Source organism: Kitasatospora sp. NBC_01560, from assembly GCF_045208415.1.
Lineage (GTDB): Bacteria > Actinomycetota > Actinomycetes > Streptomycetales > Streptomycetaceae > Kitasatospora.
The window spans coordinates 5,302,880-5,317,284 of record NZ_CP109364.1; the positions used below are offsets into that span (position 1 = coordinate 5,302,880).

General features: G+C 72.3%; 17 protein-coding genes. 12 read left to right on the plus strand and 5 right to left on the minus strand.

Annotated features, from left to right (window positions below; all coding sequences use genetic code 11):
- Positions 1–5: 5 nt before the first annotated feature.
- The 6 genes from OH807_RS23200 to OH807_RS23225 all read left to right on the plus strand — a co-directional run bounded on the left by OH807_RS23200 (position 6) and on the right by OH807_RS23225 (position 5,594).
- Positions 6–1,685, plus strand: coding sequence for a protein kinase domain-containing protein (locus OH807_RS23200; protein WP_406202049.1), 1,680 nt, complete (start codon positions 6–8; stop codon positions 1,683–1,685).
- Positions 1,686–2,008: 323 nt separating this feature from the next.
- The gene (locus OH807_RS23205; RefSeq protein ID WP_406202051.1) at positions 2,009–2,671 is read left to right on the plus strand and encodes an HAD family acid phosphatase; all 663 of its coding nucleotides are present in this window, start codon (positions 2,009–2,011) and stop codon (positions 2,669–2,671) included.
- A 213-nt stretch (positions 2,672–2,884) separates the two neighbouring features.
- A complete protein-coding gene (locus OH807_RS23210; RefSeq protein ID WP_406202053.1) occupies positions 2,885–3,388 on the plus strand; it encodes a GNAT family N-acetyltransferase in 504 nt (167 codons plus the stop codon).
- Between the two features lie 109 nt (positions 3,389–3,497).
- Positions 3,498–4,004: a SigE family RNA polymerase sigma factor gene (locus OH807_RS23215; protein ID WP_406202056.1), complete on the plus strand. Its 507-nt coding sequence runs from the start codon at positions 3,498–3,500 to the stop codon at positions 4,002–4,004.
- Positions 4,005–4,069: 65 nt separating this feature from the next.
- Positions 4,070–4,861 carry a hypothetical protein gene (locus OH807_RS23220; protein WP_406202058.1) on the plus strand — a complete coding sequence of 264 codons (792 nt, stop codon included), beginning with the start codon at positions 4,070–4,072 and terminating at the stop codon, positions 4,859–4,861.
- Between the two features lie 259 nt (positions 4,862–5,120).
- A complete protein-coding gene (locus tag OH807_RS23225; RefSeq protein ID WP_406202061.1) occupies positions 5,121–5,594 on the plus strand; it encodes a carboxymuconolactone decarboxylase family protein in 474 nt (157 codons plus the stop codon).
- 295 nt (positions 5,595–5,889) lie between these two features.
- Here the strand turns inward: OH807_RS23225 and OH807_RS23230 are convergent, their stop codons facing one another.
- From OH807_RS23230 to OH807_RS23240, 3 genes are all read right to left on the minus strand, one after another.
- Positions 5,890–6,966 carry a CU044_5270 family protein gene (locus tag OH807_RS23230; protein ID WP_406202064.1) on the minus strand — a complete coding sequence of 359 codons (1,077 nt, stop codon included), beginning with the start codon at positions 6,964–6,966 and terminating at the stop codon, positions 5,890–5,892.
- A complete protein-coding gene (locus OH807_RS23235) occupies positions 6,963–7,595 on the minus strand; it encodes an RNA polymerase sigma factor (protein WP_406202067.1) in 633 nt (210 codons plus the stop codon). Before OH807_RS23235 ends, OH807_RS23230 begins: the two co-directional genes overlap by 4 nt.
- A 313-nt stretch (positions 7,596–7,908) precedes the next feature.
- Entirely contained in the window at positions 7,909–8,097 is a 189-nt protein-coding gene (locus OH807_RS23240; RefSeq protein ID WP_406202070.1) for a hypothetical protein, read from the minus strand.
- A 409-nt stretch (positions 8,098–8,506) separates the two neighbouring features.
- On the opposite strand from OH807_RS23240, the gene OH807_RS23245 reads away from it, so the two are divergent.
- Entirely contained in the window at positions 8,507–11,284 is a 2,778-nt protein-coding gene (locus OH807_RS23245; RefSeq protein WP_406202073.1) for a tetratricopeptide repeat protein, read from the plus strand.
- A gap of 63 nt (positions 11,285–11,347) precedes the next feature.
- On the opposite strand, the gene OH807_RS23250 is transcribed toward OH807_RS23245, so the two are convergent.
- Together OH807_RS23250 and OH807_RS23255 are read right to left on the minus strand one after the other, a co-directional pair.
- Positions 11,348–11,551, minus strand: coding sequence for a DUF397 domain-containing protein (locus OH807_RS23250; protein WP_406202076.1), 204 nt, complete (start codon positions 11,549–11,551; stop codon positions 11,348–11,350).
- A complete protein-coding gene (locus tag OH807_RS23255; protein WP_406202079.1) occupies positions 11,544–12,407 on the minus strand; it encodes a helix-turn-helix domain-containing protein in 864 nt (287 codons plus the stop codon). The genes OH807_RS23250 and OH807_RS23255 overlap by 8 nt, the downstream gene beginning before the upstream one ends.
- A gap of 303 nt (positions 12,408–12,710) precedes the next feature.
- On the opposite strand from OH807_RS23255, the gene OH807_RS23260 reads away from it, so the two are divergent.
- From OH807_RS23260 to OH807_RS23280, 5 genes are all read left to right on the plus strand, one after another.
- Positions 12,711–13,082 carry an ATP-binding protein gene (locus tag OH807_RS23260; RefSeq protein WP_406202082.1) on the plus strand — a complete coding sequence of 124 codons (372 nt, stop codon included), beginning with the start codon at positions 12,711–12,713 and terminating at the stop codon, positions 13,080–13,082.
- On the plus strand, positions 13,079–13,336 hold the full coding sequence (locus tag OH807_RS23265; protein WP_406202085.1) for a hypothetical protein: 258 nt from the start codon (positions 13,079–13,081) through the stop codon (positions 13,334–13,336). Before OH807_RS23260 ends, OH807_RS23265 begins: the two co-directional genes overlap by 4 nt.
- Positions 13,324–13,563: a hypothetical protein gene (locus OH807_RS23270; RefSeq protein WP_406202087.1), complete on the plus strand. Its 240-nt coding sequence runs from the start codon at positions 13,324–13,326 to the stop codon at positions 13,561–13,563. Before OH807_RS23265 ends, OH807_RS23270 begins: the two co-directional genes overlap by 13 nt.
- Complete coding sequence (locus tag OH807_RS23275) at positions 13,560–13,733, plus strand: hypothetical protein (protein ID WP_406202089.1); 174 nt, start codon at positions 13,560–13,562, stop codon at positions 13,731–13,733. The genes OH807_RS23270 and OH807_RS23275 overlap by 4 nt, the downstream gene beginning before the upstream one ends.
- A 186-nt stretch (positions 13,734–13,919) precedes the next feature.
- On the plus strand, positions 13,920–14,348 hold the full coding sequence (locus OH807_RS23280; protein WP_406202092.1) for a VOC family protein: 429 nt from the start codon (positions 13,920–13,922) through the stop codon (positions 14,346–14,348).
- Positions 14,349–14,405 lie beyond the last annotated feature (57 nt).

Below are 14,405 nucleotides of genomic sequence, written 5' to 3' on the forward strand. Positions count from 1 at the left end.
TCCAGGTGATCGGACGGGCGCTGAACGGGCGTTACGAACTCATCGAGATACTCGGCGTCGGCGGCATGGCCACCGTCTGGCGGGGCTTGGACCACGTGCTGGGCCGCCAGGTGGCCGTCAAGGTCCTCAACGGGGGCCTGGCCGACGACCCGCGCTTCGCCGAGCGGTTCGGCCGCGAGGCACAGCACGCCGCGATGCTGGTCCACCCGCGGATCGTCATGGTCTTCGACTCCGGGGTCGACCAGGGCTCGCCGTACATCGTCATGGAGCTGGTGCAGGGCCAGTCGCTGGCCGCCGTCCTGGCCCGGCAGCCCGGCCTGCCGGTGGAGCGGGCGGTGGGCATCGCGGCGGCCGTCTGCGAGGCGCTGGTCGTCGCGCACGGCGCCGGTCTGGTGCACCGCGACATCAAGCCCGGCAACATCATGATCACCGACGACGGCGGGGTGAAGGTCGTCGACTTCGGCATCGCCCGGGCCGGCTCCTCGCACAACCTCACCCAGACCGCGTCGGTGCTCGGCACGGCGGCCTACCTCTCGCCCGAGCAGGCGACGGCGTCCCCGCTGGACGGCCGCACCGACCTGTACGCGGTCGGCTGCGTGCTGACCGAGATGCTCACCGGGGCGACGCCGTTCACCGCCGAGACCCCCGTCGCGATCGCGTTCAAGCACGTCAGCGAGGCGCCGCTGCCGCCGTCGGCGCGCCGGGCCGGGGTGCCGGCGGCGCTGGACGCGGCGGTCCTGCGGCTGCTCGCCAAGGACCCGGCCGACCGGCCGGCGGACGCCGCGGCGGCCCGGGGCGAACTGCTCGCCTGCATACCCGGGCTGGTCGTCGGCGACCCGACCGGCGAGCTGCTCGCCGCGGCCTCGGCGGGCCAGGCCACCCAGCTCCTCCCGCCGGTCGCCGTACCGCCGGGGTTCGGTCCGGGCGGTTCCTTCCCGCCCGGTTCCTTCCCGGCAGGCCCGGGAGCGCCCGGCCCGGGAGCGCCCGGCCCGGGACCGGCACCGACGTCCGTGATGGCGCCGATCCCCACCCGGCCGCCCTTCGACCGACCGGACTTCGACGCGCAGGGCTACGACCGGCAGGGTTTCGACCGGCAGGGCTTCGAGGAGCAGGGCTTCGACCCGGAGCAGCGCGGTCCCGAGCGGGAGAGCCGGCGCAAGCCGCTGGTGCTCGGCGCGCTGGGCCTGGCCGGCATCGCCGGCGCCGCGATGCTCGCGATCACCGCCTTCGACGACCCGGCCACCCCCGCCACCACGGCCGCGCCCAAGGCGACCCACAGCGCCTCCGCCCCGGCCGCCCCGACTCCGACGCCCACCCCCGGCACCCCCGCGCCGACCACTCCGGCCGCGCTCCCCACCCCGTCGGCCGCTGCCACCCCGCCGCGCGGCCAGGCGCCGGCCGTCCAGCTCAACGCCCTGCGCCAGGCCGTCGCGCAGGCGCAGGTCACCAAGGAGCGGGACCGCCAGCTCGACCTGCTGCGCACCCTCGACGAGGCCGCCGCGAGCCTCAACCAGAGCCGGCCGGACGACGCCGTCCAGGACTTGAAGAACGCCCAGCGGACCGTCCGGGACATGACGAAGAAGCACGCCGTCGACGCCCAGACCGCGCAGAACTGGAACTCCCGGCTGAGCGCGCTGATCACCTCGCTCAACGCCACCGCCGACCGCGACGACCAGAACGACTGAGGCACCGGCCGTCGGTCGGTTGTCCGCCGGCGGCCGGTGACGGGCCGTCCGACTGTTCGTCATCCCGCCCCCTGTTTGTTACCCGCGGGTATTGGCCCGCGCCCCCGACTGCAGTACCGTCCCCTCGACCCCGGCGTGCCGGGCGGCCCGGCCCTGCGGCGGATCGTCCCGGTTCGCGGTCTGGCATGCCCCTGACGCCCTGCCGCCCCCAGGCCGGGACGGCCTCCGCCGTCCCGCCGGTCCGGGCGGACCGGACGTCCCGGGGGACCGGACGACCCGGGGGACCGGACGACCCCCACCGACGGAAAGGCCTGCTCCCCGACATGAGCATCAAGGCGAAGCTCGTTGCCACCGCGGCCCTGACGGCCGCGATCACCACCGGACTGGCCACCCCCGCGCTGGCCGCCCCTGCCGCCCCCGCGCCGGCCGCCGCCCCCGCCCCCGCCCCCGCCCCCGTCGCGGCTGCGGCGCCCGCCGCCGCGGCGAGCGCGAGCGCGGTGACCGAGCAGCAGTGGCTGGCCGACGTCACCGCCGCCATCGCGCCGGCCCGCGCGTACGTCGAGCAGCGCACCGCCGCCGGTTCGGCGGGCGAGGCGCCGGCGATCGTGTTCGACATCGACAACACGACCCTGGCGACGCACTTCCACCCGTTCACGATGGAGGGCATCAAGCCGGTCGTGGAGCTGGCACAGTACGCCCACGCGCACGGCGTGGCGATCATCTTCGTCACCGCGCGGGTCGACTTCATCGCGCCGGTGACCAGGTACAGCCTGGAGAAGGCGGGCTACACCGTCGACGAGCTGCACGGGCGCAACCTGTGCGACCTCTTCAAGCCCGTCCAGCAGTACAAGACGGACGAGCGGATCAAGGTCGAGAACGAGGGTTACACGATCATCGCCAGCGTCGGCAACAACTGGACCGACCTCAACGGCGGCCACGCCGAGCGCACCTTCAAGCTGCCGGACTACGACGGTCTGCTCTCCTGACCCGACCCGCTCCTTCCGGAGGGCGCCGGCCCCGGGTGCATCACCCCGGAGCCGGCGCCCTCCGCCGTGCGGAACCAGGAGCCCGCCCGCCCGCAGTCGAGGCAGAAGCCGGTGATCCACCGCCCGGACCTGCCCTTCCCCACTGCCGGCATCCCCGAGCCCCCGGCCCGTCGGCCGGCGTTCCGGTGAACGGCCCTGTGCCAGGATCCGGGGATGAACGAGCTGACGATCCGCCGTCGCGCCGATGACGACCTGCCGGGCTGCGTCGCGGCCCTCGCCACGGTCCAGGCGGCCGACCGCTACCCGGTGGACTGGCCCGAGGATCCCGCGGGCTGGCTGACGCCCCGCGAGCTGGTCGAGGCCTGGGTGGTCGTGGACGGCGCCGAAGTCCTGGGCCACCTGGTCCTCGCCCGCCCCGAGGAGGAACTCGCGGCCGCCGTCGGGGAGCCGGCGGAGCGGCTGATCGCCGTCGCCCGGCTCTTCGTCGGCACCGGAGCGCGCCGGCGCGGCGTGGCGGTGAAGCTGCTGGACCAGGCGGTCGAGCGGGCGGCGGCGCGGGGGCTCGGGCCCGTTCTGGAGGTCGAGGCCGGTGCGACGGCCGCCGTCCGGCTCTACGAGCGCGCCGGCTGGCAGTACGCGGGGAGCTTCGAGGGGGAGTGGACGACGGCCGACGGCCGCACCGCGCTGCTGCGCGCGTACGTCGCTCCCGCGCGCTGAGGAAGAAGCCGAGGAAGAAAGTGTCCCGTCCGCGCGACATCCTTCCGCCCCGCGTAGTCAGGAGGGGTATGCACGGGGATCACAGGACGACGGAACAGGCGGGGACCGAGTGAAATCAGCGCAGGAGGACAAGTACCTGGAGTTCGTGGCCGAGAGGGCGAAGCCGCTGTACCGCTCGGCGTACGTCCTCGCGGCCGGCGACTCGCACCTCGCCGAGGACCTCGTGCAGGAGACCCTCAGCCGGGTGTACGTGCACTGGCGGAAGGTGGCCGGCGCGGACAGCCCGTCGGCCTACGCCCAGACGGTCCTGGTCCGCACCTTCCTCAGCCTGCGGCGCCGGCGGAGCACCGGCGAGCGCCCCACCGGGACGGTGCCCGACAGCGCGGCGTCCGGCCCGGACACCGCCCTGCGGCTCACCCTGCTGGATGCGCTCGGCCAACTGCCGCCCCGGGACCGGGCGGTGCTGCTGCTGCGGTACTGGGAGGACCGCAGCATCGAGGAGACCGCCCAGATGCTCAGGCTGAGCCGCAGCGCGGTCCGCTCCCAGGGCACCCGCGCACTCGCCAGGATCCGTGCGCTGCTGGGCGACAGCCTGTCCGAGCTGGTGCCGCACTGAGCACCGGCGCACGCAGGCCAGAACCGCCACGAAGCCCCCTCGACGACAGAAAAGGTGACGCAACCATGCCCTTCGAAGCAGACCTCGCCCACGCCCTGGACCGCACGGCCGACTCCCTCGACCCGGACCTCACCGCCCTCACGGGCCGGGCCGTCCAGCGCGGCCGCAGCCGCCGGCGCCGGCGCAGCGCCGCCGTCGTGGCCGGGGTGGGCGCCTGCGCCGCCCTCGCGGTGGCGGGCCTGTCGCTCCCCGGTTCGCTCACCGGCGGCGGATCCGACATGGAGCCGGTGGGGCTGGCGATGCCGCGTTCCGCGATCACCGACACCCAGATGATCCAGGCGCTCGAACTGACCTTCCCCGGGGCCCGCTTCAGCGAGGAGAAGGGGCAGAGCAACAACCCCTCGGACCCGTCCAGTGGTTACGTGGCCAACGGCAACGTGATCGTCGACGACGGTCAGGGGGCGGCCAGCGTCGGCGTCTCGGCCGTGCGGCTGAAGCTGCCGCTCCGGGACGGCGACGGGCTGAACTGCGACCGGACGCCGGCGCGCCCCAAGGGCGACACCTGCGCGGTGCGCGAGCTGCCGAGCAGTGCCGAGATCCCCGGCGGAGCCGTGGTGATGTCGGAGCGGATCGCGGCCCAGCACCCGGCCGGCGTCGACTTCGCCCAGCGCTGGGTGGTGACGGTGACCCTGAAGGCGTCCGGCGCGCAGCTCCAGATGGTGCAGTGGAACAGCGCCGGCAGCTTCGCCGCCACGGACGTGCCGAAGCCGACCCGTACCGCGCCCCCGCTCTCCGAGCAGCAGGCGCTGGCCGCACTCACCGGTGCCACATGGGCGCCGATCCTCGGTGCCCTCTGAGCGGCCGGCCTGCGTGAACGGCGCGCAGGGGGCGGGGCCGCGGCGGGGCACGTCGTGAAGCGGGGCACGTCGTAAACCGCTGGCCGATGCCCTGGTAGCCGCTGTCGCTGCCGCCGGCGCGCGGGGCGTCCGGGCACTCCGCGGGGCCTCCCGCCGCAGTACGGCGGCGTGACGCGCGTCACAGCGCGGCGATGTCACACCGGGCGGGGCTGTCGGGTCCTACCTGTGTCAACGTCGGACAGTGGCACTGGAGCGCATCGTGGAAGCACGTCTGAACCCCTTCACCAACCAGGTCCTGGGCAAGGTCTACAAGCACATCATCGCGGCGGGCAAGGTGCTGGAGGGCTCGACCCTGCCGGCCACGACGCAGGAGCTGGTCAAGCTCCGTGCCAGCCAGGTCAACGGCTGCGGCTTCTGCCTCGACATGCACTTCAAGGACGCCGTGCACGCCGGGGAGACCCCGGAGCGCCTCAATCTGGTGGCGGCCTGGCGGGAGGCCACGGTGTTCACCGACGCCGAGCGCGCGGCGCTGGAGCTGGCGGAGGAGGGCACCCGCCTCGCCGACGCGGCCGGCGGCGTGCCGGATGCGGTCTGGGAGAACGCCGCCAAGTACTACGACGAGGAGCAGCTCGGGGCGCTGGTGGGTGTCATCGCCATCATCAACGCCTTCAACCGCGGGAACGTCATGCTCCGGATGCCCGCCGGTGACTACCAGCCCGGCCAGTTCGGCTGATCGGCAGCGCCGCCCAAATCACCTGAACGCCGACGGGCGCTCAGGAAGTCGGAACAGTCGACTTCCTGAGCGTCCGTCGGCCGTCGGGCCGTTCCGCTCGGGCGGCGCCACCGGTCGTGCCGGCGAGGTACCGGATCCCCTCCTTCTGGCCCTGGACCTCGGCCGAGGTCAGGTCGCGGACCTTGATGGGCGGGGCCGACTCCTCCGCCTCGGGCGAGGCGGAGGCGGAGGGTGACGGCGAGCCGAGCGCGCCGTCGGAGGAGGGCGATCCGGTGTACGCCGTGGCCGGGGTCGCTCAGGCGGGGTGGGAAGGGGCCTGCTTCATGCCGTCGACGATCGCGCGTGCCGTGACGGCGTGGGTGTAGACGACGGTGCCGGGCCGGATCAGGCCGTCGCCGGAGGTGCCCTGGACCTGGACGGTGCGCTGGCCGAGGAAGGCGAACGACGCGTTGTCGAAGATCCACTCGGTGCGCAGGCCGCTCTTCTCCTCGAACCGGGCCACCGCGACCCCGTGGCGGCCGGCGGCGTCGACCGCGTCGTTCACCTGGACCACACCGGGGATCTTGGCGGCGGCCTTGTAGAGCGCGGCGGAGAGCCCGGCGGGCGGGTAGCTCTCCAGCAGCAGATCGCCGATGGTGGTGAACGCCTCCGCGTCGGGGCCGGGGCCGTGGCCCGCCGTCTCGGTGTAGATCTTCTTCAGGAGTGCGTCGGGGTCGGCGGGGAGGGCGGCCAGGTAGTCGTAGGACGGCGCGTTGAGGTACGGCGCGACCTTCGAGTCCAGGGTGATGCCATCCTTGTGCGCCTGGTCGATCAGCCAACCCCGGCGGCCGTCCGGTGACTTCCAGCTCCGGCGGGTGTCCAGTGCGTCGCTGACCACCGAGGTCTTGCCGTTGACCGTCCGCACGTGGGTGCCGGCGACCTTCGACTCGATGTAGACGAACTGGCCCGCGCGCGCCGGCGGCACGGCGTTCTCCCGGGCGGCCAGGGAGATCCGGTCGAGTAGTTGGACGACGCCGCCCGGGTCGGCGGCGCCGATGGTGGTGGTCAGGGCAGGGCCGGTGCCCAGGTCGTCGGCCCCGCCCGGGTCGCCGCCGGTGCCTAGGCCGACTCCGGCCAGGACGGCGCCCGCCAGGGCGCACGCCGCCACCGGCAGGAGGACGGCGCGGCGCAGGAACGGGCGGCGCGGGGATGGGGTGCCAGTCCGGGCGGGGCCGGCGACGGCGGTGGTGTCGAGGTCTTCGTGGATCCGGGCCATCAGGCGCTCCTTGTGCAGCTGGTGGCGGCCTGTCGGCAGGTCCCGCTCGACGGCGGGCAGGAGGCCGTCGGTCTCCGGCCACTCGGCCGGGTGCGGCTGGGAGGGGCTGGCGTTCATCGGGTTCCTTCCTGGACGGGCCGGACCGCTGTCGCGCGGTCCCCGTTCATCTGTCGGGTACGGCGGGCGGGTTCCCGTCCGGCCGCCGCCAGTTCCGCGTCGGCGAGTTTGCGCAGCCTGGTGCGGGCGCGGGACAGGCGGGAGCGGACGGTGCCGAGGGGGATGCCGAGGGCCTCGGCGGCCCCGGCGTACTCCAGGCCCTCCCACAGGCACAGGATCAGGACTTCGCGCTCGGGGCGGCGCAGGGAGCCCATGGCGGTGATCGCGGCGGCGATCCGGCGGCGGTCGTCGACCTGGCCGGCGACGTCCTCGGCGTGGTCGGGCACCTCCACCACGGAGGGCCCGGTGGCTGCGAGGGCCGCGGCCGCGGCGCGGTAGCGCCGGTTGCTGCGGCAGTGGTTGCGGGCGAGGTTCGTGGCGATGCCCAGCAGCCACGGCCGCAGCGATCCTCCCTCGGCGGTCACCCGGGCGCGGGACCGCCAGGCCTCCGTGAACGTCGCCGACATGATGTCCTCGGCAGCCGCCCAGTCCGCGGTGAGACGGAAGGCGTGGTTGTAGACGGTCCGGGCGTAGCGGTCGAACAGCTCCCCGAAGACGTTCGGGTCCCCGGCCCGTACCCGGGTTCGCATATCTGTGATCACCCCTATGGGCTGTCCGGCACCCGAGGGTGAGTTCCCGTGACGTGCGTCATGTCCGAGCCGCCGGCCGCCGGCCGTCGGCCGGTCCGCGTCGGCGCTTACGGCAGGCCCCGACCACCCGAGCCGGAGTCCTTCCGGCCGTGGTAGCTGTGGCAAGGGAATCCTCCAATGGTGACGCCGGGAAGGACAGCCGCTGGTCGACGGGTGCGCTGCCTTCGCCCCGGAGTCGTTCGGTGCACAGGAAGTCGGGCGGGCCGACTTCCTGTGCGGCTCGGGTGGGAGGGCTGGTGGTGAGTTTTGGTGGTCAGGTCGTGATGTCCTTGATCTGCTCGATGAGCCAGTCGGTGAGCGATCGAGCGGTTCCGGCGGCAATGCCGCGGGCGATCCGGTGGGTGATCTGTTCGTCGGTGGTGGTGACCGCGATCCGGCGACCCGCGGGCCTGCCGGCGGGGGCGTCGCTCTGCTTCCGGGTGCGCTGCTGCCTGCGGGACATGCAAGTCCCCCTTCTGTCAGCCGTGGTGAGCGCCGGTCAGTCGACCGGCTTGACACCAACGGTCCTCGCCCGGAGGGCTCCTCGGTCGAACTGCGGACACCTGCGGAGCAACGCGGAATCCGCCCCGTCGATGCAGGTGGGCACTAGGCTGGGATGCCGGTCTGGCAGACGATCGCGGACCGCCACGGACGATCGCGGACCGTGGCGGGAGTCTCCGGTTCGGGAGGGGCGCCCGCGGGGCGTGCGGAGCCGCTCCGTGCACACCGCCGGTGCAGGGGACGGATAGGCAGGGACATCGGTGGCACCAGGACACAGCCCGCAGGCGCAGCAACTGCTGAGGGAATTCGCACGTGAGTTGAAGCGGCTCCAGTTCACTTCCGGGAATCCCACCGGCCCTGATCTGGTCAAGGTGTCCGGCGCCGCTCTGAACACCAGCGTGATCAGTGAACTCCTGGAGGGGAAGAACGGCGTCTTCCGGATTCCCCCGTGGGATCGGCTGTCGGCCTTCGTCACCGCCTGTGCGACGTTCTCCGAGGCGCAGGGATTCCCCCTGGAGGGACCGTCGGGCGATCTGCGTCACTGGCGGCGGGCGCACGGCGAACTCGTCGCGAAGGTCGATGAGTTCGACAGCGCGGGCCGGGGTGCGGGGCCGGGCGACACCGACGGTCCTGCCCCGGCGGGGCCGGTGCTGCCCGTACTCGCTCCTCCGCCGGCGGTGCCGGCGGGGTTCACCGGGCGGGGGAAGGAGCTGGACGACCTGCTGGCGCTGCTGGACCCGTCGGCCGGCACCGGCGGACCGGCGGTGGAGACGGTGGTGGTGGCGTCGATGCTCGGGATGGGAGGCATGGGAAAGACCACGCTCGGCCTGGCGGCGGCTCATGAGGCCCTTCGGCGCGGCCTGTTCACGGGGGTGCTCTTCCTCGACCTGCACGGTTACGACGACGGGAGTCTCGACGCCGGTCAGGCGCTCGACAGCGTGCTGCGCGGCCTCGGCACGGAGACGGACCGGATCCCGCCCGACACCGACCAGCGGACCGCCCTCTACCGTGCGGAGCTCGCCGTCCGCGCCCGGGCCGGGGAGCGCGTGCTGGTGCTCGCCGACAACGCCTCCGCCGTCGGACAGGTGCAGGACCTGGTCCCCGCGGAGGGGCCGCACCGGCTGGTGGTCACCTCCCGTGACGACTTCGCCGCCGGCCTGGGGGCACGCCTGGTCGACCTCGACGTCCTCGCCCCGGAGCAGGCGGTCGAGCTGATGGACACCGCGCTGCGGCTGACCCTCCGGGGGGACGAGCGGATCGCCGCGGATCCCGAGGGGGCGGCCAGGGTCGCCGCGCTGTGCGGGTACCTGCCGCTCGCCCTGCGGATCGCCACCGCCCAGCTCGTGGCGGAGCGGGGGCTGAAGCCGGGCCGGCTCGCGGGGTACCTGGAGGACCTCGGTGAGCGGCTCGACCTGCTGGAGGACGGGGGGCGGGCCGTGCGGACCGTGCTGGAGCGCTCCTACCGGCGGCTGGCCCCCACCCATGCGGAGCTGTTCCGGCTCCTCGCCGTCAACCCCGGCCCCGATCTCTCCACCGAGACCGCCGCGGTGTTCACCGGCGTCGGCAAGTTCAAGGACGTCCGGGCCCGGCTGATCGCCCTCTCCAGGGCCAGCCTGATCCGCCAGGACCCGTCCACCGAGCGGTGGCACATGCACGACCTCGTCCGGGCCTACGCCGCCGAACAGGCCGCGCTGCATCCCCAGCACACCGCCAACGCCCAGCGTCGGCTCCTGGCGTACTACACCGGTACGGCGGACAACGCGAGCGCGCACCTGAAGGGAACCTCACCGCAGGGCCGGGGGCGGCACTTCGCCGGCCGCCCGGACGCACTGGCCTGGTTGGACGCGGAACACGCCAACCTCGTCGCCGCCGTCCACGCCGCGTACGCCGTCCGGACCGTCGGACACGACCACATCGCTCACACCCTGCCCGGCTTCCTCGCTCCCTACCTCCGGCTTCGCCATCACCTCGAAAGCCGCTTGGAGGTCGCCAAGGTCGCCCTTGAAGCGGCCCGTGACTGCCACAGCCCGGCCGGGGAGGCCATCCTCTGGTCCAATCTTGGCAACGCGTTGCAGGACCTGCAGCGGTTCGAGGAGGCGGAGCAGGCCCACCGCACCGCACTCGGCCAGTACCAGGCCCTCGGTGACGACGGCGAAGCCACGGCCTGGGGCAACCTCGGCATCGCGTTGTACAAGCTGCGGCGGTTCGGGGATGCGGAGCAGGCCTACTGCACAGCGCTGAGTCAGTTCCAGGCCCTCAACGACCGCGATGGCGAAGCCTTCACCTGGGGCAACCTCGGCATCATGATGCGGTACCTGTGGCGGCTCGGGGAGGCGGAGGAGGCCCACCGCACGGCACTGAGCCTGTTCCAGGCCATCGGCGAGCGTCACAGTGAACCTGTGGCCTGGGACAACCTCGGCACCACGCTGCGGCTCTTGCGGCGGTTGGAGGAGGCCGAGGAGGCCCACCGCACCGCACTGAGGCTGCTCCAGGGGCTCGACGACCACGCCGGCAAAGCCTTCGCCTGGGCCAACCTCGGCACCACGCTGCGGAGTTTGCAGCGGCGGGAGGAGGCGGAGGAGGCCCACCGCACCGCACTGGGCCTGTTCCAGTCCCTCAACGACCACCGCAATGAGCCCGCGGCATGGACCGACCTCGGCACCACGCTGCGGAGTCTGGGGCGGCTGGACGAGGCCGAGGAGGCCTACCGCACCGCACTGGGCCTGTTCCAGGCTCTCGACAACCATCGCGGCGAAGCCTTCGCCTGGACCAACCTCGGCACCACGCTGCGGCTCTTGCGGCGGTTGGAGGAGGCGGAGCAGGCCCACCGCACCGCACTGGGCCTGTTCCAGGCCGTCGACGACCACGCGGGCGAAGCCGTCGCCCGGAGCGATCTCGGCGTCACACTGCGAGCCACCGGTGACTTCGAGCGGGCGGTGGAGGTCGGCGAGCGGGCCGTCGCCCTGTTCGAGGAGTTGGGCGACCAGTACGGGCTGGGAGAGGCACTGGGCGAACTCGCCACGTCCCTCCGCGCGGCAGGCCGGCCCGCGGAGGAGGTGCGGGCCCGGCGTGAGGCGTCGTCCGCAGCGTACCGAGCGGCCAACGCCGAGGACGAGGCGGCGAAGGCGCTGGAGGATGCGGACGAGTAGTCACGCCCTTGGGACGACGACGGCGGCCCCTCGCTCGGGTGAGCGAGGGGCCGCCGGGGCGGTTCAGTGGGTGGTGCGGCCGAGGTGGTCGAAGTGGCCGGCCTTGGCGCGGTGGAGGAGTGCGGCGAACTGGGCCGGGGTGGTGCGGAGGATGACGTCGCCGTCGTCGGACTCGCGCAGCTCGACCAGGCCGTTGGTGGTGCGAACCTCAACGCATTCATTGTTGGATGCGCTGAAGCTTGATTTCTGCCAGTCCGAGTTAGGCATTCGCAGCTTTCACTTCTTTCATGATGGATCGGATGAACTCGCGCGATCCCTTTTCTGGGAGCGCGGTGGAGTCCAGGCGTGCGAAGATGACCCGGTGCTTGGCGAGGTCGGCCGGCGAATCGAAGAACAGGGTGCCCTGCGATACATCCATCTGGATGGTGTCCAGCTCGGGAACCGCACCCTCGGCGAACGTGAGGTTCTCACCGGCACCAGGGAAGGTTTCGACAGCGAACGGCACGATTCGGACGGAGATGCCAGGTCGTTCGGATTCCTCGATGAGGGCGTCGAGCTGTTCGGCGAGCACACGCGGGCCACCAAACTGAATTCGTAGCGCAGCCTCGTGGATGAACGCTTGCAATGGGGTCCTGCCGGAGCGGATGAGTTGCTGTCGCTTGAGACGGAAGGCGGTCCTAGTCTCGATCTCTTGCGGTGGCAGCGGGGGAACTACCCGAGAGAAGACCGCAGATGCGTAAGCGTTGGTTTGGAACAAGCCGGGCATGTATGTGGTGGTGCTGACAGCAAGCCGCGTAGCTCGGCCTTCGAGCTCTGCCACCTCAAGAAAGTCCGTGAGTAGGACCCCGCGGTACTCCTCCCACCAGCCCTTTCGTCGGTCTGAAGCAACCTCGGCGAGAGCATCGATGAGTGGCTGGTTGGCACAACTGCATGCTGCGGCGACCGTACGCAGGCGCTCCGGGCTGACGCCGATCTTCGCGGTCTCCATCTGAGTCATCTGGCCAGGGCTGATGCCGAGCATCTTGGCGAGCTGACTGCTCCCGAGGCCGGCCTGCTCTCGCATCCGCCGCAGCTCCACGCCCAGTCGCCGTTGACTGAGGGTTGGGTTGGTGCGAACAGCCATGGTGTCCTCTCGCCGGGCAGTGAGGCCAGTTTGCCGCGCTGGCTGCTGGCGGGTCCATCTGGGAGATGGGCGCTCCTGCCACCAGAGGGTGAATCTTGCGGCTCTCACCTAAAATTTCAAGCCGCGTGGGCTATCGTCATTCTCAGATCGATCCGACGGATCGTCAGTAACGCCTGTTTCCTGGGCAGTAGGCGCCTGCTGCCCTCGCACCGCAGAGCAGCCATGTCCTGGCCTGGCTCACGGTGACGTCTCCGCCGGTGAACGCCGAATCCATCCTCGCCACATCTCATCCGGAGGTCCCTCATGCGCGCCTTCAACCCGCCCGACTGGTCCGCCGCCCGGGAGGAGCTGCGTGCCGCGATGGCCGGCTCCCAGTGGCCGGACGACTTGATCCGTGACGCCGAACTCGCCCTGCACGAGCTGTACGTGAACGCCTGGCGGCACGCCGGCAGCCTCGCGCCCACCGTGGTCGTCGTCCTGCTCGCCACCCGCACCCTGCGCGTGTCCGTCGCGGACGACAGCCCCGTCCTCCCGGAGCCCAGAACGTCCGCCGACCCCTACGACCTCTCCGGCCGGGGCCTGCACCTCGTTCGGTCGCTGACCCACCGCTTCGGCGCCAATCCGCGCAAGCGGGGCGGCAAAAGTGTCTGGTTCGAGCTGGACGCCGCCGCGTGACCAACCGCCGCGCCCCGATCGCGCCGGACGACCCCCGGATGCGCGACTACACGGACGTCCACCTCACCGCCCTGCTCCGCGAACTCCACTCCAGGGGCGCCGGTTTCGGCATCCAGTGGGGCTCCGCCACCACCCACCACAGCAGCGTGGACGGCCGTATCCTCCTCGACTTCGGCCACGCTCCGATCAGCACCCTGCTCAACCTCCTCCACCTGCTCCGCGACACCGAGAGGGACCAGCCGTGGGAGTCCTGATCCCGATGGGCACCGGCTCCACGCACGTGGAGCGCACGACCGCGCACTACCTGGCCGTCGAGCACGTGCCCGACGCCGCGCTCCAGCTCCGCGTCGCCGTCGACCTCGACGTCCAGGCGGGCCCCGGTGAGCAGCTGGCCTTCCCGCTCACCCGCGACCAGGCCCACGACCTCCTCCAGGGCCTCGCCGCCCACCTGGGACACCGCGTCATCGGCATCCGCCGATGAGACCCGGCACCGCACACTTCCTGGTCGGCGCGGCGCTCGTCACGCTCCTCGCGCTGGCCCTCGTGACCGTCGCGCTCGGCGTCGTCACCGCCCTGCGGTCGGCGCCTCCCGACGGCGACAACTACGCCACCCGCCCCGACCCCCGGCACCGCCCCCGCCTACCCACCTGACCCCGCACGCGGCACCCGGAACCCCGCCACCACGGCGGGGTTCCGCCACGAGAATCTCTCACCGCAGCGCCCCACCGCCGCCGGCCGGGTGCCGGTTTCCACCGCCTCGTCCGACCCGCCGAGAGCCGCCAACAGGGCTGAATTTAATCGCGGATGAGCCGCAGGGGCCGCTGTTAGGGTGCAGCAATGTCGTCGATCAAACAGTTCCAAGTCACCTTCGACTGTGCCCAACCCGAGCGCGTCGCCCGCTTCTGGTGCGAGGTGCTGGGGTACGTCGTACCGCAGCCGCCGGAGGGGTTCGACACCTGGGACGACTACAACGCCACCAAGCCCGCCGAGGAGCGGGATTCGTGGTTCGCCTGCACCGATCCCTCGGGTGTGGGCCCGCGGCTGTACTTCCAGCGCGTTCCCGAGGGCAAGGTCGTCAAGAACCGGCTGCACCTCGACGTGCGGGTCGGTACCGGGCTCGTGGGGGAGGAGCGCCTCGCCACGCTCGAAGCCGAGTGCACCCGCCTGCTCGCCCTCGGCGCCGTCCGCGTGCAACTCCTCTACGACGGCCACGATTCCTGCATCGTGATGCAGGACATCGAGGGCAACGAGTTCTGCGTCGACTGAGCTCCGTCGCGCCGGTCGGCGGTCACCGCGGCCCCTCCCGCCGGGCGTCCCCGCCGT